Annotated in this window: 23 protein-coding genes and 1 tRNA gene; 11 read left to right on the top strand and 13 right to left on the bottom strand. The window is 52.3% G+C overall.

What is annotated here, in order from left to right; all coding sequences use genetic code 11:
• Positions 1-64 precede the first annotated feature (64 nt).
• The 8 genes from DBY90_RS06860 to trpA all read right to left on the bottom strand — a co-directional run bounded on the left by DBY90_RS06860 (position 65) and on the right by trpA (position 10,781).
• Positions 65-559, bottom strand: coding sequence for a nitrous oxide reductase accessory protein NosL (locus tag DBY90_RS06860; protein WP_070491730.1), 495 nt, complete (start codon positions 557-559; stop codon positions 65-67).
• Positions 556-1,386 carry an ABC transporter permease gene (locus tag DBY90_RS06855; RefSeq protein ID WP_003741056.1) on the bottom strand — a complete coding sequence of 277 codons (831 nt, stop codon included), beginning with the start codon at positions 1,384-1,386 and terminating at the stop codon, positions 556-558. The genes DBY90_RS06860 and DBY90_RS06855 overlap by 4 nt, the downstream gene beginning before the upstream one ends.
• On the bottom strand, positions 1,383-2,279 hold the full coding sequence (locus tag DBY90_RS06850) for an ABC transporter ATP-binding protein (RefSeq protein ID WP_070491728.1): 897 nt from the start codon (positions 2,277-2,279) through the stop codon (positions 1,383-1,385). The genes DBY90_RS06855 and DBY90_RS06850 overlap by 4 nt, the downstream gene beginning before the upstream one ends.
• A gap of 278 nt (positions 2,280-2,557) precedes the next feature.
• The gene (locus tag DBY90_RS06845; protein ID WP_070491726.1) at positions 2,558-3,913 is read right to left on the bottom strand and encodes a nitrous oxide reductase family maturation protein NosD; all 1,356 of its coding nucleotides are present in this window, start codon (positions 3,911-3,913) and stop codon (positions 2,558-2,560) included.
• Positions 3,914-4,277: 364 nt separating this feature from the next.
• Positions 4,278-6,248 (bottom strand): TAT-dependent nitrous-oxide reductase, encoded by a 1,971-nt coding sequence (nosZ, locus tag DBY90_RS06835; RefSeq protein WP_070491724.1) that lies wholly within the window; start codon positions 6,246-6,248, stop codon positions 4,278-4,280.
• Positions 6,249-6,401: 153 nt separating this feature from the next.
• Positions 6,402-8,681 (bottom strand): NosR/NirI family protein, encoded by a 2,280-nt coding sequence (locus DBY90_RS06830; protein WP_234405113.1) that lies wholly within the window; start codon positions 8,679-8,681, stop codon positions 6,402-6,404.
• 380 nt (positions 8,682-9,061) lie between these two features.
• Positions 9,062-9,937 carry an acetyl-CoA carboxylase, carboxyltransferase subunit beta gene (accD, locus tag DBY90_RS06825; protein WP_070491722.1) on the bottom strand — a complete coding sequence of 292 codons (876 nt, stop codon included), beginning with the start codon at positions 9,935-9,937 and terminating at the stop codon, positions 9,062-9,064.
• A gap of 58 nt (positions 9,938-9,995) precedes the next feature.
• A complete protein-coding gene (gene trpA, locus DBY90_RS06820) occupies positions 9,996-10,781 on the bottom strand; it encodes a tryptophan synthase subunit alpha (RefSeq protein ID WP_070491720.1) in 786 nt (261 codons plus the stop codon).
• A 346-nt stretch (positions 10,782-11,127) separates the two neighbouring features.
• Between trpA and DBY90_RS06810 the strand changes: the two genes are divergently transcribed.
• From DBY90_RS06810 to rpoH, 3 genes are all read left to right on the top strand, one after another.
• Complete coding sequence (locus DBY90_RS06810; RefSeq protein WP_107986880.1) at positions 11,128-11,994, top strand: DUF808 domain-containing protein; 867 nt, start codon at positions 11,128-11,130, stop codon at positions 11,992-11,994.
• Positions 11,995-12,075: 81 nt separating this feature from the next.
• Complete coding sequence (gene lnt, locus DBY90_RS06805) at positions 12,076-13,617, top strand: apolipoprotein N-acyltransferase (protein WP_070491716.1); 1,542 nt, start codon at positions 12,076-12,078, stop codon at positions 13,615-13,617.
• A gap of 273 nt (positions 13,618-13,890) precedes the next feature.
• The gene (rpoH, locus tag DBY90_RS06800; RefSeq protein ID WP_003744881.1) at positions 13,891-14,754 is read left to right on the top strand and encodes an RNA polymerase sigma factor RpoH; all 864 of its coding nucleotides are present in this window, start codon (positions 13,891-13,893) and stop codon (positions 14,752-14,754) included.
• Between the two features lie 107 nt (positions 14,755-14,861).
• Here the strand turns inward: rpoH and DBY90_RS06795 are convergent, their stop codons facing one another.
• Together DBY90_RS06795 and rpsU are read right to left on the bottom strand one after the other, a co-directional pair.
• On the bottom strand, positions 14,862-15,308 hold the full coding sequence (locus DBY90_RS06795) for a GatB/YqeY domain-containing protein (RefSeq protein WP_070491713.1): 447 nt from the start codon (positions 15,306-15,308) through the stop codon (positions 14,862-14,864).
• 236 nt (positions 15,309-15,544) lie between these two features.
• The gene (gene rpsU, locus DBY90_RS06790; RefSeq protein WP_002214819.1) at positions 15,545-15,757 is read right to left on the bottom strand and encodes a 30S ribosomal protein S21; all 213 of its coding nucleotides are present in this window, start codon (positions 15,755-15,757) and stop codon (positions 15,545-15,547) included.
• 362 nt (positions 15,758-16,119) lie between these two features.
• Here rpsU and grxD point away from each other — a divergent pair, with 362 nt between their 5' ends.
• The 4 genes from grxD (at position 16,120) to DBY90_RS06765 (ending at position 18,697) form a co-directional block, all read left to right on the top strand.
• The gene (grxD, locus tag DBY90_RS06785) at positions 16,120-16,431 is read left to right on the top strand and encodes a Grx4 family monothiol glutaredoxin (RefSeq protein WP_016688349.1); all 312 of its coding nucleotides are present in this window, start codon (positions 16,120-16,122) and stop codon (positions 16,429-16,431) included.
• 126 nt (positions 16,432-16,557) lie between these two features.
• A complete protein-coding gene (gene upp / locus DBY90_RS06780; protein WP_003744890.1) occupies positions 16,558-17,184 on the top strand; it encodes a uracil phosphoribosyltransferase in 627 nt (208 codons plus the stop codon).
• A 252-nt stretch (positions 17,185-17,436) separates the two neighbouring features.
• On the top strand, positions 17,437-17,754 hold the full coding sequence (locus DBY90_RS06775) for a DUF2322 family protein (RefSeq protein WP_070491709.1): 318 nt from the start codon (positions 17,437-17,439) through the stop codon (positions 17,752-17,754).
• 136 nt (positions 17,755-17,890) lie between these two features.
• Positions 17,891-18,697, top strand: coding sequence for a DUF4198 domain-containing protein (locus DBY90_RS06765; RefSeq protein ID WP_070491707.1), 807 nt, complete (start codon positions 17,891-17,893; stop codon positions 18,695-18,697).
• A gap of 109 nt (positions 18,698-18,806) precedes the next feature.
• Here the strand turns inward: DBY90_RS06765 and DBY90_RS06760 are convergent, their stop codons facing one another.
• Positions 18,807-19,367, bottom strand: a complete 561-nt coding sequence (locus DBY90_RS06760) for a pseudouridine synthase (protein ID WP_107825749.1) — start codon at positions 19,365-19,367, stop codon at positions 18,807-18,809.
• Positions 19,368-19,532: 165 nt separating this feature from the next.
• Between DBY90_RS06760 and DBY90_RS06755 the strand changes: the two genes are divergently transcribed.
• Positions 19,533-19,625: transfer RNA gene (locus DBY90_RS06755), tRNA-Ser, on the top strand.
• A 261-nt stretch (positions 19,626-19,886) separates the two neighbouring features.
• Here DBY90_RS06755 and DBY90_RS06750 read toward each other — a convergent pair.
• Together DBY90_RS06750 and DBY90_RS06745 are read right to left on the bottom strand one after the other, a co-directional pair.
• A complete protein-coding gene (locus DBY90_RS06750) occupies positions 19,887-21,731 on the bottom strand; it encodes a lytic transglycosylase domain-containing protein (protein ID WP_107986878.1) in 1,845 nt (614 codons plus the stop codon).
• 170 nt (positions 21,732-21,901) lie between these two features.
• A complete protein-coding gene (locus DBY90_RS06745; protein WP_009311093.1) occupies positions 21,902-22,462 on the bottom strand; it encodes an adenine phosphoribosyltransferase in 561 nt (186 codons plus the stop codon).
• Positions 22,463-22,614: 152 nt separating this feature from the next.
• On the opposite strand from DBY90_RS06745, the gene gmk reads away from it, so the two are divergent.
• The 3 genes from gmk (at position 22,615) to DBY90_RS06730 (ending at position 25,765) form a co-directional block, all read left to right on the top strand.
• Positions 22,615-23,232, top strand: a complete 618-nt coding sequence (gmk, locus tag DBY90_RS06740; protein WP_070680915.1) for a guanylate kinase — start codon at positions 22,615-22,617, stop codon at positions 23,230-23,232.
• Positions 23,233-23,291: 59 nt separating this feature from the next.
• Positions 23,292-23,498: a DNA-directed RNA polymerase subunit omega gene (gene rpoZ / locus DBY90_RS06735; protein WP_003740638.1), complete on the top strand. Its 207-nt coding sequence runs from the start codon at positions 23,292-23,294 to the stop codon at positions 23,496-23,498.
• Between the two features lie 110 nt (positions 23,499-23,608).
• Entirely contained in the window at positions 23,609-25,765 is a 2,157-nt protein-coding gene (locus DBY90_RS06730) for a RelA/SpoT family protein (RefSeq protein ID WP_107986876.1), read from the top strand.
• Positions 25,766-25,820: the final 55 nt, after the last annotated feature.

Below are 25,820 nucleotides of genomic sequence, written 5' to 3'. Positions count from 1 at the left end.
ACGAAAAGGTCGTCTGAAAACCTGATGGATAGAGTTTTCAGACGACCTTTTTGATGGGAAGGGATTATTTGAAGATGTAGGAATCGGGCATTTCGTCGAAGCTGACGACGCGGCCGCCTTTTTCTTTGGCAAATTTCTCGGCTTGGGCTTTGTCGGCAAAGGGGAGGGCGTCTTCTGCACCCATGCCGCCGATGAAGCCGCTTTCGATGACGTAGTAGGCTTTTTTGCCGTCTATCCATGCTGTATCGGCATTGGGTTTATTCCAGTCTTTGACTTTGCCCATATCGGTAACGTAGATGACGTGGATGCCTTTAGGCTCTTCGGGCAGCTTGGTGTAGCCGAACATCTGTTTGATGGTGGAGAACCAGACGGGGCGGTCGGGTTTGCCGTTGAGGTAGATTTGGGCTTTCGGACCGTTGTGTTCGGTCAGGTTCATGCTGCAATAGTGTCCCACGGCACGGTCGCTGATTTGCTGCGGCGCGGGCGGCGGCGTCTCTTCTGCTTTGGGACAGGCGCCCAGGAGTAGGGTGGCGAGGAGCGCGGGTAAGATCTTTTTCATATTTGTCGCTTTCCGAAAATTCTTGCTGCCAAGATAAGGGGAATGATAACCCATAATATCTGCGCGGTCAGCAATACGGGCATAGTCAGGCTGATTTGTTCGCTTAAACCTGCCATGCCGGCGTACATGGCGGTGTTTTCGTAACCGGTCAGGTTGAGCAGGCGGTAGATGTCGGTGGGGTTGAACAGGAGGACGGTTTCGACGACGGATGCGGTAATCGCTTGTTGTGTATCGGCGACGAGGATGCCCAAAAGCGCCATATCGAAGATGACGACGAAAAACAGCCAAACGCCGATGGCGATACCGGCGGCGGTGCCGCGTTCTTTCACTTTCGCACTGATGAGGTAGCCCATGGAAAGGAATGCGGCGCCCAAAATTACGCTGGCGGCAATCAGGAGGGCGAAGGGTTTCCATGCGGCGATGTCGAAGCTGCCGTTGGCGAGTTGGAGCGTGATGCCTGCGATTCCGTAGCCTGCGGTGGTGGCAAGGGCGAGGATGATGAGGTGTCCGATGAATTTTCCGGCAAGGATTTGGTTGCGGGAAACGGGGTAGCTCAACAGCAGCGCCATGGTGCCGCGTTCGATTTCGCCGATGAGGGAATCGTAAGAGAGGAGCATGGCGATGAGCGGGATCAGGAAGATAGACAGGCTGGAGAGGCTGACGACGGTTACGGTCAGCGGATCGACTTTAACCGAGCCTGTGGGCGAGCTGCCGAGGAAGCCCAATGAGAGGGCGAGGGCGGCGAGCAGGACGGAGGCGGCGAGTACCCAGCGGTTGCGCAGGCTGTCGCGGACTTCTTTTCCGGTGATAATCCAAACGGGGTTCATACGTCCTCCCTTTTTAAGAATTGTGCGTACATATCGTCGAGTGTGGGTGTGTGGATGTCGAGGTAGGCGAGGTAGGACAGGTTGCCCAGTTCGCTGAGTAATGCCATGCGTTCTTCAGCCTGACATTGCGCCTGATAGCTGAGGTCGTCTGAAAGCGGCTGCCAGCGACCGCTTAAGGGGCGCGGAGCTTTGAGGCGGATGTTGACGGTGAGGGGGAGTCCGCTTTGGACGTGCAACTCGTCCATGCTGCCGTCGGCGACTTTGACGCCGTTTTTCATGACGACGATGCGGTCGGCGTGGCCGTCGAGTTCGGCAAGGGCGTGGGTGCTGAGGAGGACGGTGGCGCCGCGTCCGTTGAGTTCTCGCACGACTTCGTAAAACATTTGGCGCGAGGCGGGGTCGAGGCCTGTGGTGGGTTCGTCAAACAGTAATACTTTGGGTTCGCCCAGCAGGGCTTGGGCGAGGGCGAGGCGTTGGCGCATACCTTTGGAGTAGGTGCCGACGCGGCGGCGGGCAGCTTGGGAAATGCCGACGCGCTCGAGAAGCTCGTGGTTTTTAGTGAGCGGCTGTTTTTTGAGTTTGGCGTAGAAATTGAGGGTTTCGATGCCGCTGAGGGACGGGTGCAGGGCGACGGTTTCGGGCAGGTAGCCGATTTGGCTGCGCAACTGCGCGCCCGCTTTGCTGCCGGTGCGCTCGCCCAGCAGCATGACTTCGCCTTCGGTGGGGGTAATCAGCCCGAGTATCAATTTGATGAGCGTGGATTTGCCTGCGCCGTTGTGTCCTGCCAGACCGACACTTTCGCCTGCCTTCAAGACTAAATCGACTTGGTTGACGGCTTTTTGTGCGCCGAAGCGTTTGGTTACGTTTCTCAATTCGACATGATGTACGCTCATGAGTGCTTCCTTGTGTGGATTGGGTTTCAGACGACGTTGGGGTCGTCTGAAAAGGGCGTTTTTCGTATGGGGTCGTCTGAAAAAGGGGAGAGGAGTTTCAGACGACGTTTGTTATGGGCTTATGTTTTTGACTATTGCCTGCATCGCGGGTTGCACCGTATTTCCGGCGGATTCCCATGGATGCGGAAATGATGGGGCAAAGCTTTGCTGCGGTTTGTCGATCAGGTCGTCTGAAAAGTTTTCAGACGACCTTGCAGGAGGTGTTCACGGCGTTCCGCTCAGTTTAATGCGCCGTTTTCGGCATCGCCCCATTTGGATTGATTGGTTTTGGCTTCCTGCAACAATTGTTCTTTCATGGCTTCGTATTTGGTGGTGGTTTTGTTGCTGCCCGCTTTCATCAGCGGTTTGCTGTCGATCACGCCGCCGGGAAGGATGGCGGGGAACTGCGACTGCGCCCATTTGACGATGCTGATGGCGGGGCTGTTCATCAGGAGGCGGGCAACAGGGGCGCGCCAGACGATTTGGTCGATGATGCCGTTGGGACGGTATGCGCTGTCGCCGAAGCCGTCGCCGTCTAGGTCGAATGCGCTGTTGTCGCTCCAGTAGTTGCCGCGTCCGCCTTCGCCCCAGTCAAGAAAACGTGTACTGACGTATTTGACTTGGCTTTCGTTGTTGATAAAGGCGTTGTCGGAAAGGGAGGTGCCTTCGATGGCGGCGGTGAAGTGGATGCCGATTTCGCAGTTTTCAAAATGGTTGGCGACAATTTTGTTGTAGTTGGCGTTGTAGGCGAAAACGCATTTGCCGGCTTTGTTGATGATGTTGTCGTTGATTTCGGAATAGTTGACGTAGTTGAGCATGATGCCTTGGTCGCGGCTGCCGACGGCGATGTTGCCGTGTACTTTGAGGCGGTCGGAAAACATCAAAACGTAACCCATATTGTTGCCGACGGAAATGTTGTCGCTGACTTCGCTGTCGTTGGTGTACATGTAGTGGACGGCGAAACGCAGGTCGCTGAAGCGGTTGTTTTTGTAGGTGTTGTTTTTGCTGGTGTTGGAGAAAATGCCGTCGCGGCCTTTGGAAATGTCGTTGCCGATAACTTGCGCGCCGGGAGCGTTCCAGACGGTGACGGCGTTACCGCGTTCGTTGACGCGCAAAGTAGCGTCGCCGACGATTTTGTTCTCGCGCACCATAGATTCCGCCGAGCCGTGGATATACACGCCGACGGAGTTGTCGAGGATGTTGTTGTGTTCAATCAGGGCGCGGGGGGCGGTTTCTTCGAGGTAGATGCCGGCGTCCATGGCAGGCAGGCTCATGCCGGAACGGGTAACGGTAAGATTGCGCAGGGTAACGTCGGGGGCAGTGATGGAGATGGTGCGTCCGGTGCGGTCGCCTTCGATTTTGGCGGAGCGGTCGGCAGGACCTTCAAGGGTGATGGGTTTGTCGATAAGCAGCTTGGTTTTGTAAGTGCCGGAGGCGAGTTTGAGCGTATCGCCTGCTTGCGCACGCGCGATGACTTCGGGCAGGTTGTCGTTCGGGGAAACGTCGATGGTGGCTGCAAAGGTCGTCTGAATCATGCCGCCGAACATAAACGTCAGGGCAGCGCGTCGCCATGTTTTGAATTGGGGTGTGTGCATGGAGTTCCTCTGATTCGTGCGGTGTGCGTCGGCACGGTGATGCCTGCCTGTAAGGGCTGTGTTTTTGTTTTATAGTGGATTAACTTTAAACCAGTACGGCGTTACCTCGCCTTAGCTCAAAGAGAACGATTCTCTAAGGTGCTGAAGCACCAAGTGAATCGGTTCCGTACTATCTGTACTGTCTGCGGCTTCGTTGCCTTGTCCTGATTTAAAGTTAATCCACTATATAGCGGAACAGTCTGTTGCGTCCAAACGGTTCTGCTATAAAAGGTCGTCTGAAAACGAAGGTAGCGGGTTTCGCTAAGACCTGAAAGTTTTTTCAGACGACCTTTTCGTTGAGTCAATGATAAACCGTCAAACCCGATTATCGGGGTTTAACGATCATTTGACCGGACATTTCCATGTGCAGGGCGTGGCAGAACCATTGGCAGTAGTACCAGTGTACGCCCGGACGGAGAGCTTTGAAGGTTACCGATTGGGTAGCTTGCGGGCCGATTTCCATGGCGATGCCGTAACCTTCCAAAGTGAAGCCGTGGGTCAAGTCCTCGATGGTCTCGACGTTGGTAACATATACGGTTACTTCGTCGCCTTGGTTCACTTCGAATTGCGGGACGCTGTACGCAGGCGCAATCGCGGTCATGTATACGCGGACTTTGTTGCCTTCACGGATGACTTTGGAGGCTTTTTCCAGCTCGACTCCGTCTTTTTTCGCTTGTTCCAAAGCATCTTGCCAGAACCATGGGTCGTTGCGGTCCCAAGTTTTTTTCGGGTTGATGACGGAGGCGTTAACCAGACATAAGTCATGCGGCTCGGCAAAGGTCGGGTTGTCGTGAACCAAACGCATTTCGTCGCCGGAAATGTCGATCAATTGGTCGCATTCGGGTTTCAGCGGGCCGGCGTTGAGGAAGCGGTCTTTGGAGAATTTGTTCAAAGATACCAGCCATTTACCGTCGGCGTCTTTGGTTTCACCCATGGTTGTATGGTTGTGGCCCGGTTGGTAGTGAACGTCGAGTTTTTGTTTGATCGGATCAATTTTCTCGCCTTTGTAGGCTTTGATCGCTTCGTCGATGTTCCATTTAACCATTTGGCTGTCGATAAACAGCGTGGTGTAGGCGTTGCCGCGGCCGTCAAACGCAGTGTGTAAAGGACCGAGACCCAGTTGGGGTTCGGCGACAACCACGTCGCGTTCTTTGATTTTGCCTGCGAACAAGTCATCCAGTTTGCTGACATCCAATACGGTAACGGTCGGAGACAGTTTACCGTTGAGCATGATGTATTTACCGTCAGGGGAGGCGTTACAGCCGTGCGGAGAGTTTGGCACGGGAATGTAGCGGGTATATTTGGAGTTCGCTTCTGCACGACCGTCCAGCATTTTCACGCCGTTGACTTCTTTGAAGTCGCCGTTTTTGATGCCTTCTTCGATGGCGGCAAGATTGAAGACCACGCACCAGTCTTGCTCGTTGGAAGAAGCACCCGCAACGGTCAGGGCGCGTTCGGAGTTATAGCAGGTAGCGAAGGAGTATTTGCCTTGGTAGTCGGCATCGCCGTTGTCCAAGTTGCCGTCCACCAATACTTGCCATGCGATGTCCATGGTTTCGCCGTCGATGGCGGTGTAAACGGCATTCCAAGTTTTAGGATCGTTCCAAGTACCCACGCCGCTTACCGGTACGATGTGTTCGCCGTTGGCAAAGACATAGCCGGTTTTCGGATAACGTTGAGGACGCAGACCGTGGATACCGGAAGCGTTAGGGATTTCGGTGATTTTGTCGGTTTTCATGAAGTCCAAGCGGACGCGGCAAACACGGTTGTTTGCTTTGTCGTTGGCATACGCGTAGCGACCGTCGTAAGTTTGGTCGGTAAACGACAAGTGCGGGTGGTGCAAGTCGCCGTTAGGAAGGCAGAGCAAACCGGCATCTTTCAGGAATTTATTGGTTTCCGGCGTATTTTTTTCATTCAAAATACGCAGGCTCTCGTTGGTACGGCCCCAGCCGGTTGCGCTGTCCATGTTGAACACAGGGATACGCATCAGTTCGCGCATGGATGGCACACCGATCAAACGCATTTCGCCTGACTGACCGCCGGAGAGCAAGCCGTAATATTGGTCAAGCTCGCCCGGACCGACTTCGGAAGTCTGTTTACCCGGTTCGGCAGGGGCTTGGGCTTCGGCTTTGGATGCAGGTGCGGCACCTGAAGCAGCAGCTTTGTCGCCACCCTCTTTGGAGCAGCCTGCCAATCCCAACAGACCGGCGCCGGCAATACCTGCGCCGGAAGCGGCGGCAGTACCTAAGAATGAACGACGGCTTAAACCGTTTTGTTCTAATTTTTCGTCTGACATACAACACTCCTTGGATAAAATTCGGCAGCCGGCGTTTTCAGACGACCTGCCGATCAAAAAAACGAATTTATGTTTATAAGTATGGTTACGGGTGGCGCGGCATTTTTTAAGGGTTCTTTAGGGGTTTAGATTATTTGCCGGCCGTGGGGCGGTTTATTTTTTCACAAACTGCACAACCTGCTCGGTAGGCTGCTGTGTTGCAGATGCGGTTTCGGGTTCGGCTTTCGCCGCCGCCTGTTTTTGTTTTTTCTTGTTGGTTGCCACAACTTGCGGACAACGTGTGTCATGGTGATACATGACTTGGCAGTGCAGACACTGGATACATTCGTTCGGATGAATGTCGCCTTCCGGTGCAATCGCCTGAACAGGGCATTCGTGCGTACAGATTTGGCAAGGGTTGCCACACATTTTGTAGCGGCGCAGCCAGTCGAATACGCGGAAGCGGCCGGGTAGGGCGATGCCTGCGCCCAACGGGCACAGATAGCGGCAGAAGAAGCGTTCGATGAACAAGCCGGCAACCAAAAGGGCAACGGCAAACGCGACAAACCACCATTCGCGGACGAATTTCAAAATAATCGCTGTTTTAAAGGGTTCTACTTCAGCAAATTTTTCAGCAGTGCCCAAGTCGTACAGCGAAATTGCCAGCAGACCGAAGAAAATCACATATTTAATCGCGGTCAGGCGCGTGTGCAGCAGGTGCGGCACGGTAATTTGTTTCACGCCCAATTTTTTGGCGATTCGGTTGGTCAACTCTTGCAGCGAACCGAAGGGGCAGAGCCAGCCGCAGAATGTACCGCGGTTCCACAGCAGCATAGTTGCAGCGGTAAACAGCCACAGGATAAACACGATCGGATCCATCAGGAAGAAGTCCCAACGGAATTCGGTCAGGATGGCGGAAAACAAGGTCAGCGTATTCACGACCGACAATTGCGCCTGAGCGTACCAACCGATATAAAACAGGGTAAATGTCAGGAATGCCAGACGGAAACGGTCGTACCATTTTTCGTAGCGGACGATCCAGTCTTGGAACAAGAATACCAAAAGCAGGATGGTCAATGCGATGCCGACTACGATGATTTGACCCTGTTTCGCTTTCCACACTTGTTTCCAAAGTTGGTTGGATGCGCCGTCGTCGGCACTGGCTTGGTCGGCAACGCCGTTGCCGGCATCTGCAGCATCGGCAGCTGCGGCGGCAGGTTCTACCGGTGCGCTGATTTCAACGGGCGGTGCTTTCGGGTCATCGACATAGTAACCTTTAGGCAGTTCGTAATCCAAGTCGGCAGTAACGAATGCTTTGTCGTTTACGCTCAATACGCGTTGAACCATCAACTGTAAACGCCAAGGTTCGGCAGCGTCGAATTCCACATTGGTAGGAATGGTAAACCACGATACTTCTTTAAAGTGGGGCGCACCTTCGGCAGCCAAGCTGACTAAGCGTTCGTGTTCTGCGTCGGTAAAGCGGAAGCTGTTTTCGCCCTGAATCATCTCGATACGGTCGAAAATACCGCCGCGTACATAACCCGAACCTTTCCAAGAATAGCGGCCTTCACCGGCGACCAAGACAGCTTGTTGACCCGGTTGCAAACGACTTTGCAGGTTTTTCCATCCTTGTTCGCCCAGCAGGCTTTTACCGATGGAGGGTTGGCTGACTACGGCAGTGTACAAATCGATGAAGGTATCGTCGCCTGAGCCTTGTTCGGCGTGGTCGGCAACACCGGCTTTGCCGCCTTTTTCAAACAGCTTGTTGATTTCATCCACTGTAATATGTAGATGACCGATGGCTTTTTGTTCCAGAAGGGCATTCCAAGATTGGATGTCCTGTTTGTCCGGATTGACAGCCCGGCGAGGGCGGGTTTGGGTTGCCGGTTCGGCAGCCTGTTGCGTATCCGCAGGATTGGCAGAGGTCGTCTGAACGGCCTTGTCGGTACCCAAACCATATTTACCGGCAACCACTTTGAACGAACGCTGGATGCTGTCGTTAATGACCATCAGCGTAACGGTCGCACCGCTGATGATGTCCCCGGGGGCAACGCCCGGAGTAGGCGGATTCTTAATGAAATTCAAACCGATATACTTATCAATGAATTTATCCACGCGCGACTGCGGGATACCGATAAGCATAATCGGCTCATGGTGATCGACCAATTTCGCACCGGCGACCGTTCCGTCGTTGGCCAAAGCCACCATCGTATCAATCGGTTTGCTCGAATAACCGCGCGTGTTGACCACGTCCGTTGTGATATAAACCAAGCCCAACTGCTCGTCGCCCTTATAAATGCGGGCAACCATAGGTTTGCCTTCAGGCTTGCCATAGCGGTCTGCACCTGGAAAAATTTCCGCAGGCTGGATTTTTGACAGGAATTCCGGCAAACGCTCGGCATAGGCGGGCAGTGTCGAAAACAATAGGACAAATACGGCAAACATTGCCAGCATCGTATTCAAGATGCCGGATGTGCGTTTTGTTTTAAGGCAGGACATGACTATCCCCGATTATTCGATACTCTAAACATTAATATTATATGAATCTACAAAACGCGATAGTTTGACTTATATCAAATTTACAAATCTTAAAACCCGGTTTTGGCGGCAAGTAATACTTTGTGATTACATCAATATGAGTCTGATTTAATTGCAAATAGAAATAGAAAACAAAGTTATTATATGTTTTTTGCTTATTTTGGGAATAATGGATTTTGAATTGCTGGATTTGTTTAATGTGTGTATTTCATAGAGGCTACCCAAATAGTAAAGGTCGTCTGAAAACCGAAAAATCAATTTTCAGACGACCTTTTGTTATTTCAAACCTTCTCGATTTAAGCGGCATTGACTTTGTTTTCTCGGCGCAGCAGGGTAATCAGGTTGCAGATGCGCTGTTTCATGCTGCGGCGGTCGACGATTTGGTCGATAGCGCCTTTTTCCAGCAGGAATTCTGCGCGTTGGAAGCCTTCAGGTAAGGTTTCACGGACGGTTTGTTCGATAACGCGCGGGCCGGCAAAGCCGATAAGGGCGTTGGGTTCGGCAAGCACGACATCGCCAAGGAAGGCGAAGCTGGCGGATACGCCGCCCATGGTCGGGTCGGTCAGGACGGAGATAAACGGCAGGTGTTTTTCAGTCAAAAGATGCAATGCCGCGCTGGTTTTGGTCATCTGCATCAATGAGTTGACACCTTCCTGCATACGCGCACCGCCTGATGCGGCAACGCAGATGAAAGAGCAGTTGTCAGCTACGGCACGGCGCACGCCTTGGACGAAGCGTTCGCCGACGACGGAACCCATAGAGCCGCCGATAAAGCGGAATTCGAATGCGGCAATCACGACGGGCAGGCCGTTCATAAAGCCTTTCATCACGACCAACGCATCATCTTCGCCGGTGGCTTTGCGCGCGGCGGCCAAGCGTTCAGGGTATTTTTTGCTGTCTTTGAATTTCAGCGGGTCGGTTGGTTTAATATTGGCAGCGATTTCTTCGCGACCTTCTTCGTCCAAAAGCAAATTGAGGCGTTCGCGTGCGGAAAGCGGATTGTGGTGGTTACATTTTGGGCAAACTCGGTCGTTTTGCTGAAGCTCGGTCGAGTAGATGGTTGCCGAACAGGACGGGCATTTGTGCCACAGACCTTCGGGAACGTTGGACGAGCCTTCGTCTTTGCTGCGGTTTTTGATTTTGGGCGGTAGGATTTTGTCTAACCAACTCATGGATGACTCCTTGAAATTCGGGATTCAGACGACCTTTGCGCGTATTGTCGGAAAGGTCTTAACGGATTGCGTCTTTTAATTCTTTCGCCAACGCGCCGACGGCTTCTGCTTCACGGCCTACGTTGTTTTCAATTTCTTTGACGATGCGGCTGCCGACGATGACGGCATCGGCAACGGCACCGATTTTGCGCGCGCTTTCGGCATTGCTGATGCCGAAGCCGACGCCGATCGGGATATCGATATACTTGCGCAAAAGCTCTATTTTACGCGAAACTTCTTCGGTATCCAAACTTGCCGCACCGGTAACGCCTTTGAGCGAAACGTAATAGACAAAGCCGCCGGCAACGCGGGCGATGGTTTGGATGCGCTCTTCGGTCGTGGTCGGGGCAATCAGGAAAATGCAGTCGATGCCGCGCGCTTTGAGTGCATCGTGCAGCGGGGTGATCGTTTCAACAGGTGAATCGACGGTCAGCACGCCGTCCACGCCGGCCTCAGCCGCCGCTTGGGTAAATGCCTGATAACCTATTTTGTGAATCGGGTTCAGATAACCCATCAGAACGACAGGCGTGTTGCCGTTTGTTTCGCGGAAGCGGCGTACGATATTCAATACGTCGTTGAGGGAAACTTTGTTTGCCAACGCGCGCTCGGCAGCGCGCTGGATGGTCGGACCGTCCGCCATCGGGTCGGAAAAAGGAACGCCCAATTCGAGGATGTCGGCGCCGTTTTCAACCAAACTGTGCATCAGCGCAAGCGTGGTGTCGAGATTGGGATCGCCTACGGTGATATAGGGAATCAGGGCTTTTGCGCCGTCAAGCGCGGCAAAGGTTTGCTGGATTCTGCTCATCTTGATTTCTCGTTTCCGTAACGGCTGTTTCAAGCCGGTTTTCATCGACAATAAGTTGGCAAGTATAGCATTGACTGTCTGTTTCTGGCGAAACTGCATGACATTTCTGATTGTTTTCTGTATGGAAAGGTCATCTGAAAAAGGGCAGGGCGGTTGTTTTACTGTTATGGAAGCCGTGATGATTTGAATTGTTGCCCATATCGGGCAGTTGCCTTCCAAAATGCTTCAACTTTCCCACCAAATTCCGTTAATTTCCATTAAAGGTCGTCTGAAAGCCTTTGTTGTCATACTTTCTCGGTTATAATAGCCGGCTTCTTTAATCTGACCCTTTTTTCGGAAATATATCATGGCCTTTGCCTCGCTTTTCACCCTTTTGGACGATATTACCGCTGTCTTGGACGACGTTGCCCTGATGACCAAAATGGCCGCCAAGAAAACGGCGGGCGTGGTTGGCGATGATTTGGCTCTTAATGCGAATCAGGTTACCGGCGTGTCGGCGGAACGCGAGCTGCCGATTATTTGGGCGGTGGCGAAAGGTTCTTTGGTGAACAAGCTGATTTTGGTGCCGCTGGCTTTGTTGCTGTCCGCCTTTTTGCCGAAGCTGATTACGCCTTTGCTGATGATAGGCGGGATTTATTTGTGTTTCGAGGGCGTGGAAAAGCTGCTGCATAAGTTTCTACACCGCCACGAAGCGCATGACGACGAGAAAGCTGCCGTTGAAACGTTGGACGAAAAAACCAAGATTAAAGGTGCGATCCGTACGGATTTTATCCTGTCTGCCGAGATCATTATTATTGCTTTGGGCGTGGTCGAAAAATACGACCTGATGACCCGTTCGCTGGTCATGGCGGCAATCGGTGTCGGTATGACGGTTTTTGTGTACGGTTTGGTCGGCGTCATCGTCAAGCTTGACGATTTCGGTATGCTGCTGATGCGTCAGAAAAGTACGGGCATCCAAACGGTCGGACAGGGTCTGATTGCCTTTATGCCCTGGTTTATGCGCGGTTTGAGCGTGGTGGGTACGCTTGCCATGTTCCTTGTCGGCGGCGGTCTGATTGCGCACAACTTGGGCTTTTTGCATGATTTCTTACACGCGCATCATTGGGACAGCGGCTTGATGGAGCATATCGCCAACCTTGCCGTCGGGCTGATTGCCGGTGCCATCGCCTGCGCCGTAGCGTTGCCTTTGATGAAGCTGTTTCAAAAACACTAAACAACCGATACGTCGTCTGAAAATGGTTCAACTTTGTTGAATCTGTATTTTCAGACGACCTCTTATTTTCTTTTCTCTGCAATGAACATTTTCCGCAAACTCGAACAATATTGGCAGCATCCTGTGCTGTACTGGCCGCTGGTGATCCTGATTGCCGCCGCTACGCCGTTGACTTTCGCGCCGTATTACCATTTTTGGCTGATGCCTTTGCTGTTTGGCGCGCTGATCCGACTGATTGAACTGCGCCCGCGCTTCGCTGTTTCTACCGCCTATCTGTTTGGGCTGATTGCCTATACGACGCAGTTTTACTGGATACATACCGCGCTGCACGATGTTTCCGGCTTGCCTAATTTATACGCGATTCCGCTGACTTTCCTGCTGCCTGCGTTTCTTGCGCTGTATCCTGCCGCCTGTTTTTGGCTGTGGAAGAAATTTCATCTGCCGCGCTGGGTTAAGGTCGGCATCGTTTTGCCGATTTTGTGGACGCTGGCGGAATTTGCCCGCGAACGCTTGTTGACCGGCTTCGGCTGGGGTGCGCTCGGCTATTCGCAAATCGTCAAAGAAAGCCCGCTTGCCGGCTTTGCACCTTTGGGCGGTATTCATCTGGTTACGCTTGCGACGGCATTTGTCAGCGCGTGGCTGGTGTTGCTGATTGACAATACGGGTCGTCTGAAACAACGCCTGCTGCCGATGTGCATGATTGTCATGTTGTGTACCGTCGGCTTTATCGCCCAGCAAGCCGACTTTACCAAACCCGACGGCAGCACCAGTACCGTCGCGCTTGTGCAGGGCAATATCGAGCAGAGCCTGAAATGGGATGAAGAACAAGTTGTCCCCACCATTCAAAAATACTACGGTCAAATCAGCAAAACATCCGCCGACATCGTTATCCTGCCTGAAACTGCTCTGCCCGTGATGCGTCAGGATTTGCCGGAAAACATCCTGACCCAGTTTGCCGAACAGGCGCGCACGAACGGCAGCGCATTGGCTGTCGGTATCGGTCAATACACTGCGGATGGCAGCGGATACGAAAACGCCGTAATCAATTTGAGCGACTACGATGATGTTTCAGACGACCTCCCGTATTACGCCAAGAATCATTTGGTTCCCTTTGGTGAATACAAACCGCTGCCTTTTCTGACCGAGCCGTTGTATAAGCTGATGAATATGCCGCTTGCCGATTTCCGTCGCGGCGGGGCAGCACAGGCTCCCTTAACCATGAAAGGGCAAAAAGTCGCCTTCAATATCTGCTATGAAGACGGCTTCGGCGACGAACTCATCGCCACCGCCAAAAACGCCACACTGCTTGCCAACGTCAGCAATATGGCGTGGTACGGCGATTCCAACGCGATGTACCAACAGCTCCAGCAATCCCAAGCCCGCGCGATGGAGCTTGGACGCTATATGGTCCGTGCCACCAATACCGGCGCAACCGCCATTATTTCTCCCAAAGGCAGTATCATCGCCGAGAGCGAACCCAATACCGATGCCGTCTTGGAAGGACATGTCAAAGGCTATGTCGGCGAAACCCCTTATATGAAAGCAGGTGGTTCGCTGTGGCTGATCGGAGTATTGTCAATCATTGCCATCGCACTGTTTTTAATCAGGAAAAAAGCAGATTGAGTTTGAAGAAACGGTCTTTTTATAAGGCCGTTTTTCTTAAAATTTATTATTTACATACAAGAATGTTTGTAATATACTGAACTTATTCCCAGTAAACCAGTCAAATTTTCAAAATCAATCGAGTTTTATAAAAGATGAAAATTCACCTATCGAACAGTCTTTTACAGAAAAAGGCATTTGACAGCATACGATAGGGCAACAGGCAGTGATATACTGCACGGCAAACAACAAGTAAACAACAGTCTCTGCATCATATAAAGGAAAGCACCTCTTATGAACAACGCCTTTGCATTACCCGTCATTCACAGCGGCAACGGCAGCCTTGAGCAATACATTCACACTGTTAACAGCATTCCCATGCTGACGCCCGAAGAAGAAAGCCAACTCGCGGAGCGTCAGCAAAAAGGCGACCTTAACGCCGCCAAACAACTCATTCTTTCCCATTTGCGCGTCGTCGTATCCATCGCACGAGGCTACGACGGCTATGGCCTGAACCAGGCCGACTTGATCCAAGAAGGCAACATCGGACTGATGAAAGCGGTCAAACGTTACGAGCCCAGCCGTGGCGCACGCCTGTTTTCATTCGCCGTACACTGGATTAAGGCCGAAATCCACGAATTTATCCTGCGCAACTGGCGACTGGTGCGCGTAGCGACCACCAAGCCGCAACGCAAACTGTTCTTCAACCTGCGCAGTATGCGTAAAAACCTGAATGCCTTGTCTCCGAAAGAAGCGCAAGACATCGCCGACGATTTGGGCGTCAAATTGTCCGAAGTCATGGAAATGGAACAACGCATGACCGGACACGACATCGCCATCATGGCAGACAACAACGATGACGAAGACAGCTTCGCCCCCATCGACTGGCTTGCCGACCACGATGCCGAACCCAGCCGCCAACTGTCCAAACAAGCCCACTACGCCCTGCAAACCGAAGGTCTGCAAAACGCATTGGCGCAACTGGACGACCGCAGCCGTCGCATCGTAGAAAGCCGCTGGCTGCAAGACGATGGCGGATTGACTCTGCACGAACTGGCAGCCGAATACGGTGTATCCGCCGAGCGCATCCGCCAAATCGAAGCCAAAGCCATGCAAAAACTGCGCGGTTTCCTCGCGGAAGAAGCTGAAGCGGTTTAAAAAAAACAGTTCGGTAGAAGGAAAAAAGGTCGTCTGAAACCCGAAATATCGGTTTCAGACGACCTTTTTTGTTTTTCTTGAATCTGCTTAAAGCGGTCGAGCTTCAATTATGAAGTCAGCGCAGCTTTGAGGATTTTGTTGACTTCGCCCATATCGGCTTTGCCTGCCAACTGGGTTTTCAATACGCCCATTGCTTTGCCCATATCAGCCATACCGGAAGCTCCGGTCATGGCAATCACGGTTTCGACGGCGGTACGGATTTCTTCGGCAGACATCATTTGCGGCAGGTAGCGGTGCAGGATTTCGATTTCGGCATTTTCTTTGTCTGCCAAGTCCTGACGGCCTGCTTCGGTGTAGATGTTGGCACTGTCTTTGCGCTGTTTGACCATTTTGGTGATGATGGCAATCACTTTGCCGTCATCAGCTTCGGTACGCTCGTCCACTTCGAATTGTTTGATGGCGGCATTGATCAGGCGGATAGTGCTTAAAGCAGTTTGATCTTTGGCACGCATCGCGGTTTTCATGTCTTCGGTTAATTGTGCTTTCAGGCTCATGGAATGACTTTCAGGAAAAAAGTGAAAATTGTGTTTCAAATACTGCCTTAGAGGATTCTCTATTTTTCAGACGACCTATTATCCTAGGGGCTGTCGACATTTAATTTTCCAAGTGGATTTTTGTTCACAAAGCGGAAGATTCGAGGCGGAAGATAGGGTCGTCTGAAAAACAAACACACCGCAGGTCAAGCCTTGCGGTGTGTTTCGGCATCACAGGGCAGACCTGCAACTGATGTTTAGTACATTTTAGGAGGCAGTTGTTGGCTGCGCAGGCGTTTTTGCAGGCGTTTTACGGCTGCGGCTTTTTTGCGTTTACGCTCGGTAGTCGGTTTTTCGTAAGCTTCACGGGCACGCAGCTCGGTCAACAGACCGGTTTTTTCTACGGCACGTTTGAAACGGCGCATGGCTACTTCGAAGGGTTCGTTCTCTTTAACGCGGATTGCAGGCATTTTATTTCCTTTAAATTGAATTCTGGTTTCAAACCGCCGAAAGGGATAAAAGTAAAAAGGGGCGGTTTGTAAAAAAGTGGTTGTTTGTATCTCGGGTGTCTTGCGACCGGCGGGATACGCGCCGTGATGTAAACATCACCTCCTAACAAGTCGGCTTGGCGCCGGGTATGCCGTCGATGCGGCTGCAAATGAATTGCGGGATTATCTTTGATTAGGTAGTTTCTGTCAAGCTGGTGGATTGTCTGAAAAACAGTATAGGGGTTTCGGAAACCTTTTTTAAACATCCGACACCAGTCGCATTAATTTGCGTATAATGGCGCAACTCCCGATTAACCGACTATGCCAATAAGGAATACCACACCATGACCTCTATTCATGACCAAATTAAAGAAGTTGTTACCACCCACCGCGTTGTTTTGTTTATGAAAGGCACGAAGCAGTTCCCGCAATGCGGTTTCTCATCCCGCGCAGTTCAAATTCTTAATGCCGCAGGTTGTACTGATTATGTAACCGTTAATGTTTTGGAAAACGATGCCGTCCGCCAAGGTATTAAGGAATACAGCGATTGGCCGACCATCCCACAACTTTACGTCAACGGCGAATTTGTCGGCGGTTCTGATATTTTGATGGAAATGTACGAAGCCGGCGAATTGCAAGATTTGCTGAAAGCCTGATGAAAGATAGCAAAAGGTCGTCTGAAAACTTTTTCAGACGACCTTTTTCCGTGTTCTGCCTGCTTTTCCGAGTATTCAAAAAAAAGTATAATCACGCCCATTCAAAAACAATCCGAGGCCTGCCAAATGAACGTAACCGTTATCAATCATCCCCTTGTCCGCCACAAACTCACGCTCATGCGCGAGGCCGATTGCAGCACTTACAAATTCCGCACCCTCACTACCGAGCTGGCGCGCCTTATGGCTTATGAAGCTAGCCGTGATTTTGAAATTGAAAAATACATTATCGACGGCTGGTGCGGTCAAATCGAAGGCGACCGCATCAAGGGCAAAACCTTGACCGTCGTACCGATTTTGCGTGCCGGTTTGGGTATGCTCGACGGCGTACTCGACCTGATTCCGACCGCTAAAATCAGCGTAGTCGGATTGCAGCGCGACGAAGAAACGCTCAAGCCCGTTTCTTATTTTGAAAAATTCGTGGACAGCATGGACGAACGTCCCGCGCTGATTATCGACCCCATGCTCGCGACCGGCGGCTCTATGGTTGCCACCATTGATTTGCTGAAGGCGAAAGGCTGCAAAAATATCAAAGCGTTGGTACTCGTTGCCGCGCCCGAAGGCGTCAAAGCCGTCAATGAAGCGCATCCCGACGTAACTATTTACACTGCCGCCCTCGATAGCCATCTGAACGAAAACGGCTACATCATCCCCGGTTTGGGCGATGCAGGCGATAAGATTTTCGGTACGCGCTGATTCGTGATTTGAGGTCGTCTGAAACTGAATGTATGGGTTTCAGACGACCTTTTTATAGTGGATTAACAAAAATCAGGACAAGGCGACGAAGCCGCAGACAGTACAGATAGTACGGAACCGATTCACTTGGTGCTTCAGCACCTTAGAGAATCGTTCTCTTTGAGCTAAGGCGAGGTAACGCCGTCCTGGTTTAAAGTTAATCCACTATACAAGGTATTTTTCGTTGAAAATCCCGTGTTAGAAAGGACACCCATGAGCTTCCAAGACAACCTCGCTGCCATGCCTGACATCGGTCATTTGAGCGGACTCGACATCCTCGACGCACAAGGCAAAGCCGTCCATCACATCCCCAATGCCCCCGGCAAGCAAGGCTCGCTCAAGCTGTATAACGCTTTGGCATTGAATTTCGGTGGCAAACTCGATGCCGCCGCCGCCACGCAGGGTCTGGACTGGTTTGCCGAACACGTTGCCGATGCGCAAGCCAATCCGGGCAAGCATCCCAATATCGATTTGCTGTTGCAAGTGAAAAACGAAAACCTCAGATTGCTTCTAAAGCCGGTTAACGCTTAAACACCAGATAAGCGAAGGTCGTCTGAAAACAGAAATCCTGTTTCAGACGACCTTTTTTTATGAAACCGTTTCGTTATAAATAAAATTGTTATATTATAACCAATCAAATTTTCTACCCGATACATTTGGAGAAACCATGAAAAAAACCGCATTGTTCATCGCATCCGCACTCCTGTTCAGCACAACCGCCCACGCACACCGCGTCTGGGTCGAAACCGCCCATACGCACGGCGGCGAATATCTGCAAGCCGAATTGGGCTATGGCGAGTTCCCCGAACTCGAACCCATCGCCAAAGACCGCTTGCACATTTTCAGCAAACCCATGCAGCTCGTTACCGAAAAAGGCAAAGAAAATCTGATTCAAAAAGGGACGTTCAACTACCAATACCGCAGCAAACAGCCCGTTAAAGACGGCAGCTACCTCGTTATCGCCGAATACCAGCCGACCTTCTGGTCCAAAAACAGCGCAGGCTGGAAACAGGCGAGCATCAAAGAAATGCCTGACGCCAGCTATTGCGAACAAACCCGAATGTTCGGTAAAAACATCGTCAACGTCGGACACGAAAGTGCAGACACTGCTGTCATCACCAAGCAAGTCGGACAACATTTAGAAATCGTCCCGCTGGATAATCCCGCCAACGTCCACGTCGGCGAACGCTTCAAAGTCCGTGTCCTTTTCAACGGCGAGCCGCTGCCCAACGCCACCGTTACCGCCACATTCGACGGTTTTGACACCAGCGACCGCAGCAAAACCCACAAAACCGAAGCCCAAGCCTTCTCCGATACTACGGATGATAAAGGCGAAGTCAGCATCATTCCCCTGCGCCAAGGCTTCTGGAAAGCCAGCGTAGAACACAAAGCCGATTTCCCCGATCAAAGCGTGTGCCAAAAACAGGCGAACTACACCACCATGACCTTCCAAATCGGTCATACGCATCATTAATCTCTAATGGCAAAGGTCGTCTGAAAACCGTATCACAAGGTTTTCAGACGACCTTTTTTAATCTTCAGCCAATCAATTTCAGCCAATTAATTTAATAAACAGCCATTCATCAAGGCTTATGCGGCGCAAACGTCCATTGCCCAAGCGCCAAGCCCAAATCAAATAGATTCAGACGACCTATCGCCACTCTGACCAAACGCAGACACGGAAAGCCTGCCTTAGCCGTCATCCGCCTGACCTGCCGGTTTTTGCCTTCCGAAATCCGAATTTCCACCCAAAAATCAGGCACGGATTTACGCACGCGGATAGGCGGCACGCGCGGCCACAAAACATCCGCTTCGCCCGCCTCTAATACGCGAACCTTTGCCGGACGCGTGACAAAATCCCCCAAATCGACCCCGCGCTGCAGCATATCCAGCTTCGCTTCGTCGGGCGAACCTTCCACCTGCGCCCAATAAGTTTTCTCCAGTTTAAACTTAGGATCCGCAATCCGTGCCTGCAAACGTCCGTCGTTCGTCAACAGCAGCAAACCCTCGCTGTCCGTATCCAAACGTCCCGCCGGATAAAAGTCCGGCAGCGCCACATAATCTTTCAAACACCCATACTTTTCATGCGCCGAAAACTGGCAAATCACGCCATAAGGCTTGTTCAATACAATCAAATCATTCATTTTCATCACATCCTGAAACCAAGCATGAATTGTACCAGCCGCCGCATACGGGCTACAATTTTACGTTTCTTTATATTTTATACAAATGATTTCATACGGTTAAAAAATACACTCAGGCTCGGCTTGACACGTCCGAACCAAACCAGTATATTACGCACTTCCTTAGGAGTAATGGCTGAGAGGCTGAAGGCACTTCCCTGCTAAGGAAGCATGTGGGGTCAACCTGCATCGAGGGTTCGAATCCCTCTTACTCCGCCACCATACGAAAACCCGTCGATTATTCGGCGGGTTTTCTTTATTTCCCCATGAAACCAAAAGCAGTCATATCACCTCGTGCAATCGGGGCTAAGAACAGCAACGGATAGCAAGTAGCTCATCCTAACCGACTATCCCTGCGATAAACTCCTTGTCAGACCCGGTTTATACAAAAGGTCGTCTGAAAAACCTGATTCAGGTTTTTCAGACGACCTTTTAGCTTTCGCACCTATCGAACAATCCGATAGTATGCAGCCGCGTCAATCAATAACGACCCGGAACGGTTCCCATACGCTGTTTCAACGAAGTTTGCGGTTCGTTGAACAGGGATGCGTAGTAGGTCGCGTTGGTCATGACTTTTTTGACGTAGTCGCGGGTTTCAGTGAAGGGGATGGTTTCGGCGTAAATCGCGCCTTCCAGAGGCGTAGAAGCCTGCCAGTTGCGTGCGCGACCGGGACCGGCGTTGTAGCCTGCAGTTGCCATCACTTCGTTGTTTTGCAGGCGGCGTTTGGCATCTGCCATATACCATGTACCCATGCGGATGTTACCGTCCATGGTGTAGAGTTCGCTGCTGCTCATGCCGATTTTGCCGGCGATTTCGCGGGCGGTGGCGGGCATAACCTGCATCAGGCCCTGTGCGCCGACGCTGGATTGCGCGCCCATGACGAAGCGGCTTTCTTGGCGGATCAGACCGTAAACCCAAGCCGGATCGATGCCTGCTTGCGAGGCGTAGCGGACGGTGGTCTCTTTAAACGGAGAGAGGTAGCGCAGGTTGTAGTTGAGTTTGCGCTCGGTCCGGTCGGCGCTGTTGATCGCCATATCGTAAAACTGGTTTTCAAAGGCGACCTGCGCGGCAGTCAGGAGGTTGTCCTCGTTGAAGTCGCGGGTGGCGAAACGCCATTCTGCCTGCGCCTGACGGCGCATTTTGGCATCGTTGCTGCTTTGGCTGTTTTTAAACAGAACCAGCGCGCGTTTGATGGCTCCGTCGTCTGCCATGCGGCGGACGTCTTTTTTATCGGCGTCGGAAACGTTGTTTTTGGTATTGACGCGGCGGCCGAGTTCTTCGCCTGCTAAGACGGCGTAGAAATTGCGTCCGCTTGCGGCGGCTTTTTCGTACATTTCTTTAGCACGGCTTTGGTTGCCTTGTGCGGCGTAGCTGCGGCCCAGCCAGTATTGCCAAGTCGGGTCTTTTTGCAGATTGTCGGGCATTTGTTGGATGATGCCGGACAATTCGTTCCAGCGTTTCAGGCGCAGGGCGGCGCGGGCGTACCATTCAAACTGCTCGTCGGTCAGTTGTTTGCGGTCGGAAACGCGGTTGTAGTAGCTCAACGCGGTCTGCATGATTTGATTTTGCGCTTGGTAGAGTCCCAATACGCCCCATGCGAAGCTGCTTTGTTCTCGGCTTAAGCCGGATTCCATGCCGGACAGCGTAGAAGCTGCGGAGGAGGATTTGCGCGCGTCTTTGCCGATGACGTTCAAAAGGCTGTATTCGCGCGCACCTTGCGAGCCGCCCTCAAACGGGCTGCCCAATGCGGCTGCCAAGCTGCGTGCGTCGCTGGTTTGGCTGTTGCTCAACAATCCGCGCACGCGGCGCCATGCGTCGTTGTTGTTCAGACGACCTGCCGATGCCGCGCTTTCGACCAAGCGGGTACAGCCCGCAGGCAGCTTGTTGGTAAGGCGCACAAGCTCTGCCGCCATATTGTAGCTGCCGCTGCTCAGTTCGGCATAACATTGCACTTCCTGCACCCGACCCGCCGCATTCAGCTTTTTGTTTTCTTGGCGGAACATATCCCATTGTCCGCGCGCGCCGAGGCTTTTGAGCCATTCGTTGCGGACGGTTTCAGCCATCGCGCTGTCGCCCGCCTGAGCCAAGAATTGTTGCACCCACATATCGTCGCCGCGTTTGGCAGCGTCCAGCGCGCCTTGATATTGGCCGTAATCGGACAATACTTTGGATTCGCCTTCCGCGCGGCGGGCGGGGATGGAGGCGGGTTCGGTCAGGGAAGAGGCAGGCTCTTTGGATGAGGTGTCGTTTTCAGAGACGCACGCCGACAAGACGGCTGCGGCAATCAGGCTGAGCGAGAGGGAAAATATGCGTTGTGCGTTCATTACTTGCCGTATCTTTATTAGAATCAATTAGAACCGTATTCTAAACGATTTGGCGGCATTATCCGAATCTGAAACCGATATTTACATTAACCGCGTAATCAGGGACAACAAAAAGGTCGTCTGAAAAGCGGGATGGCTGTTTCAGACGACCTTTGAGGCATGGGCAAAGTTTACATGCAGCCTTCGTTTTGCAGCAGGGTAAACAGGGGAACGCCGTTTTCGCGGATTTTGCTGCCGCCGATCAAGTCCGTAAATTCCAAAATCGCCGCCGCTTCAACGACTTCGCCGCCGAGTTTGCGGATTAATTCCACGCCTGCGAGCATGGTGCCGCCGGTTGCGACCAAATCATCGACCAGCAGCACGCGCGCGCCGGGTTTGACCGCATCTTTGTGGATTTCGACCGTCGCCTCGCCGTATTCCAATGCGTAGCTTTGCGAAATCGTATCAAAAGGCAGCTTGCCTTTTTTGCGGATGGGGACGAAGCCGACGTTCAACTGATACGCCAACGCCGCGCCGATGATGAAGCCGCGTGCGTCCAAGCCTGCCACGACATCGATTTTCTGACCCATATAGCGGTAAACCAGCAAGTCCACCAAAAGGCGGAAATATTCCGCGCTTTGAAGCACCGGTGTAATGTCGTGAAATAAAATGCCTTTTTGCGGCCAGTTTTCGATTTTGCGGATTTTGTCCGCCAATGCGGCGACGCCCATCGCCTCAGGATGAACCAACATTTTGCGTGTTCCCAAATGAAAAGTTTTTAACACGATATTGTAGCCGTCAGACTGCCGGTTGCCAAATCCATCGGGGCTAAAAGGTCGTCTGAACATGAAATTACACGCCCCGTATGCTACAATCAACGGATAATCCCATCGGTACCAAAATCATGAAACCCCATAAAAAAGGCAATATTTTTATCATCTCCGCCGCTTCCGGCACTGGCAAGACCACGCTGGTTTCCCGTCTTTTGAAAAACAACGGCGATTTGCGCGTCTCCGTATCGCACACCACCCGCCAGCCGCGCGAAGGCGAGCAGCATGGTGTGCATTATCATTTTGTTCCCAAAGAAGAATTTGAATCCTTAATTGAGCAAAAAGCCTTCCTCGAACACGCAAACGTTTTCGGCAATTATTACGGAACCAGTATCGCGGGGGTCAATTCCCTTAGCGAAGAGGGTTACGACGTGATTTTGGAAATCGATGTGCAAGGTGCGGCGCAGGTGCGCAAATCGCTGCCCGAAGCCAGCAGCATCTTCATTCTGCCGCCTTCGTTCGAAGTCCTTGCCGAACGCCTTATCGGGCGCGGCACCGACAGCGAGGAAGTCATTCAAACCCGCCTCTCCAAAGCGCGCCACGAAATCGAACAATCCGTCCTGTTTGACTATATCGTCGTCAACGATGATTTAGACAGGGCGGAAGCTGATTTGCTTCACATCATCAAAGCAGGTCGTCTGAAAAAATCTTCCCAGCAAGGATTTATCTCAAACCTGTTGGAAAATTCCTGAAAAACAGCGAAAATACGCATTTACATTCCATCACAAATTAATAGAAAGAAAGCAAACAAATGGCCCGTATCACCACTGAAGACTGCACTGGCAAAATCCCTAATCATTTCGACCTGACCCTTGTCGCCGCCCGCCGCGCGCGCCAGCTTGAAAACGGCAACGCCCCTATGGTTGACGACATCCGCAACAACAAACCGACCGTTACCGCCCTGCGCGAAATCGCCGCCGGTCAAATCGGTACCGAACTGCTGACACGCAACAAATAATACCGGCAGGCAAAACCTGCCCAACCGCCGCGCGGATTGTATCGGCGCGACACATCCGACCGATACAGTCTGACGGCTCAAAACAAAACACACACCGAAGGCCGTCTGAAATGCCCGCCCCCCAGCCCACTGCCCCCTACGACGCGCTGACTGCCGAAGCCCGCGAACTTTTGTTCCGTACCGCCTCCTATCTCAGCCCATCCGAACAGGCCGAGCTTGAAAAAGCCGTCGCCTACGCCTTTCACGCCCATGACGGACAAACCCGTAAAAGCGGCGAACCCTACATTACCCACCCCCTTGCCGTCGCCACGCAACTTGCATTGTGGCACATGGACATACAAGGCTTGTGCGCGGGCGTGATGCACGACGTACTCGAAGACACGGGCGTATCCAAAATCGAAATGGCTGCAGAATTCGGCGAAACCATCTCCGAGATGGTGGACGGGCTTTCTAAACTCGAAAAACTCAAATTTGAAGATCATGCCGAGCATCAGGCGGAAAGTTTCCGCAAGCTCATCCTCGCCATGACCAAAGACGTGCGCGTGATCGTCGTCAAACTCGCCGACCGCCTGCACAATATGCGCACGCTCGGCTCCATGCGTCCCGACAAACGCCGCCGCATCGCCAAAGAAACCCTCGAAATCTACGCCCAAATCGCCAACCGCATCGGCTTGAACAACGCCTACCAAGAGCTTCAGGATTTATCGTTTCAAAACCTCCACCCGAACCGCTACGAAACCCTTAAAAAAGCGATGGACAACAGCCGCAAAAACCGCCGCGACGTCGTCGGCAAAGTTTTGCGTGCCTTCAGCCAGCGTTTGGTCGGCGTGAACATCGAAGCCAAAATCAAAGGGCGGGAAAAAAACCTGTACAGTATCCATCAAAAAATGTTGGCGAAAAAATTGCGCTTTGCCGAAGTCATGGACATTTACGGCTTCCGCGTCATCGTCAACAGCATCCCCGCCTGTTATGCCGCCCTCGGCGCGCTGCACAATCTCTACCAGCCCAAGCCCGGCCGCTTCAAAGACTATATCGCCATCCCCAAAAGCAACGGCTACCAAAGCCTGCACACAACTTTGGTCGGTCCTTACGGATTGCCCATTGAAGTCCAAATCCGCACGCGCGAAATGGACGCTGTAGCCGAAGGAGGCATCGCCGGCCACTGGATATACAAATCCGGCGAAAATACCGTCGATCAAGCTGTCCTCCATACTAACCAATGGCTGAAAAACATCCTTGATTTGCAAGCCAGCAGCGCGAACGCTATCGAGTTCCTTGAGCACGTCAAAGTCGATCTGTTCCCCAACGAAGTCTATATCCTGACGCCTAAAGGCAAAATTCTCACGCTGCCTAAGGGTTCGACACCCATAGACTTCGCCTACGCCGTCCACACCGACATCGGACACAAAACCGTCGCCGCCCGCATCAACAACACCATGATGCCCCTGCGTACCAAACTCAAAACCGGCGACTCCGTTGAAATCATCACTTCCGAACACGCCAAGCCCAATCCGGCATGGCTGAATTTCACCGTTTCCAGTCGCGCGCGCAGCGCCATCCGCCAATACGTCAAAAACCTCAACCGCCACGATGCCATCATCCTCGGCGAAAACCTCCTGCAAAAAGCCCTGTCCAGCCTGTTGCCCAAAGACGTATTGCTTTCAGACGACCTCAAAGAAAAATACCTCGCCGACCTCAACGACAAACAAACCTCGTTTGAAGAAGTCCTCTACAACGTCGGCATGGGCCACACCCTGCCCGTGTATGTCGCCATGCACATCGCCGAGCTGGCAGGGCAGCACTTCGGCAGCGAAGTCAAACTCAGCCCCATCAAAGTCAACGACCAAGAAACCGGCCGCATCCATTTTGCCGAGTGTTGCCACCCCGTTCCGGGCGATTCCGTCCGCGCCCTTTTGGTCAAAGACAAAGGCATGATTATCCACCGCGATACCTGTCCGACCCTGCTCAAATCCGACCCCGAACAGCAGCTTGATGCGAACTGGGAAGGCATAGGCAGCCATACCTACCGCACCGGACTCAGCATCCAGTCCGAAGATGCCCACGGCCTGCTCGCCCTTATGGCGCAAGCCATCTCCAATTCCGGCGCGGATATCGAGTCCGTCGAAACCCCCAACAAAGCGCTGGCAGGTACGGAAGGCTTTGTCGAATTCAAGTTCATCATCAAAGTGAAGGACTTGGCGCAAATCAACCAAATTATTCACAACCTGCACGCCATTCCCCAAGTGCGCAAAGTAGTCCGAAGCTAGGGGAGAAGGGCGGCAAAGCTGAGACTGTTTTGCTGCCTGATAGGGTTTAAGTCTT

The organism is Neisseria mucosa (assembly GCF_003044445.1).
Classification (GTDB): Bacteria; Pseudomonadota; Gammaproteobacteria; order Burkholderiales; family Neisseriaceae; genus Neisseria; species Neisseria mucosa_A.
This window is presented reverse-complemented; position numbering and strand designations above follow the sequence as displayed.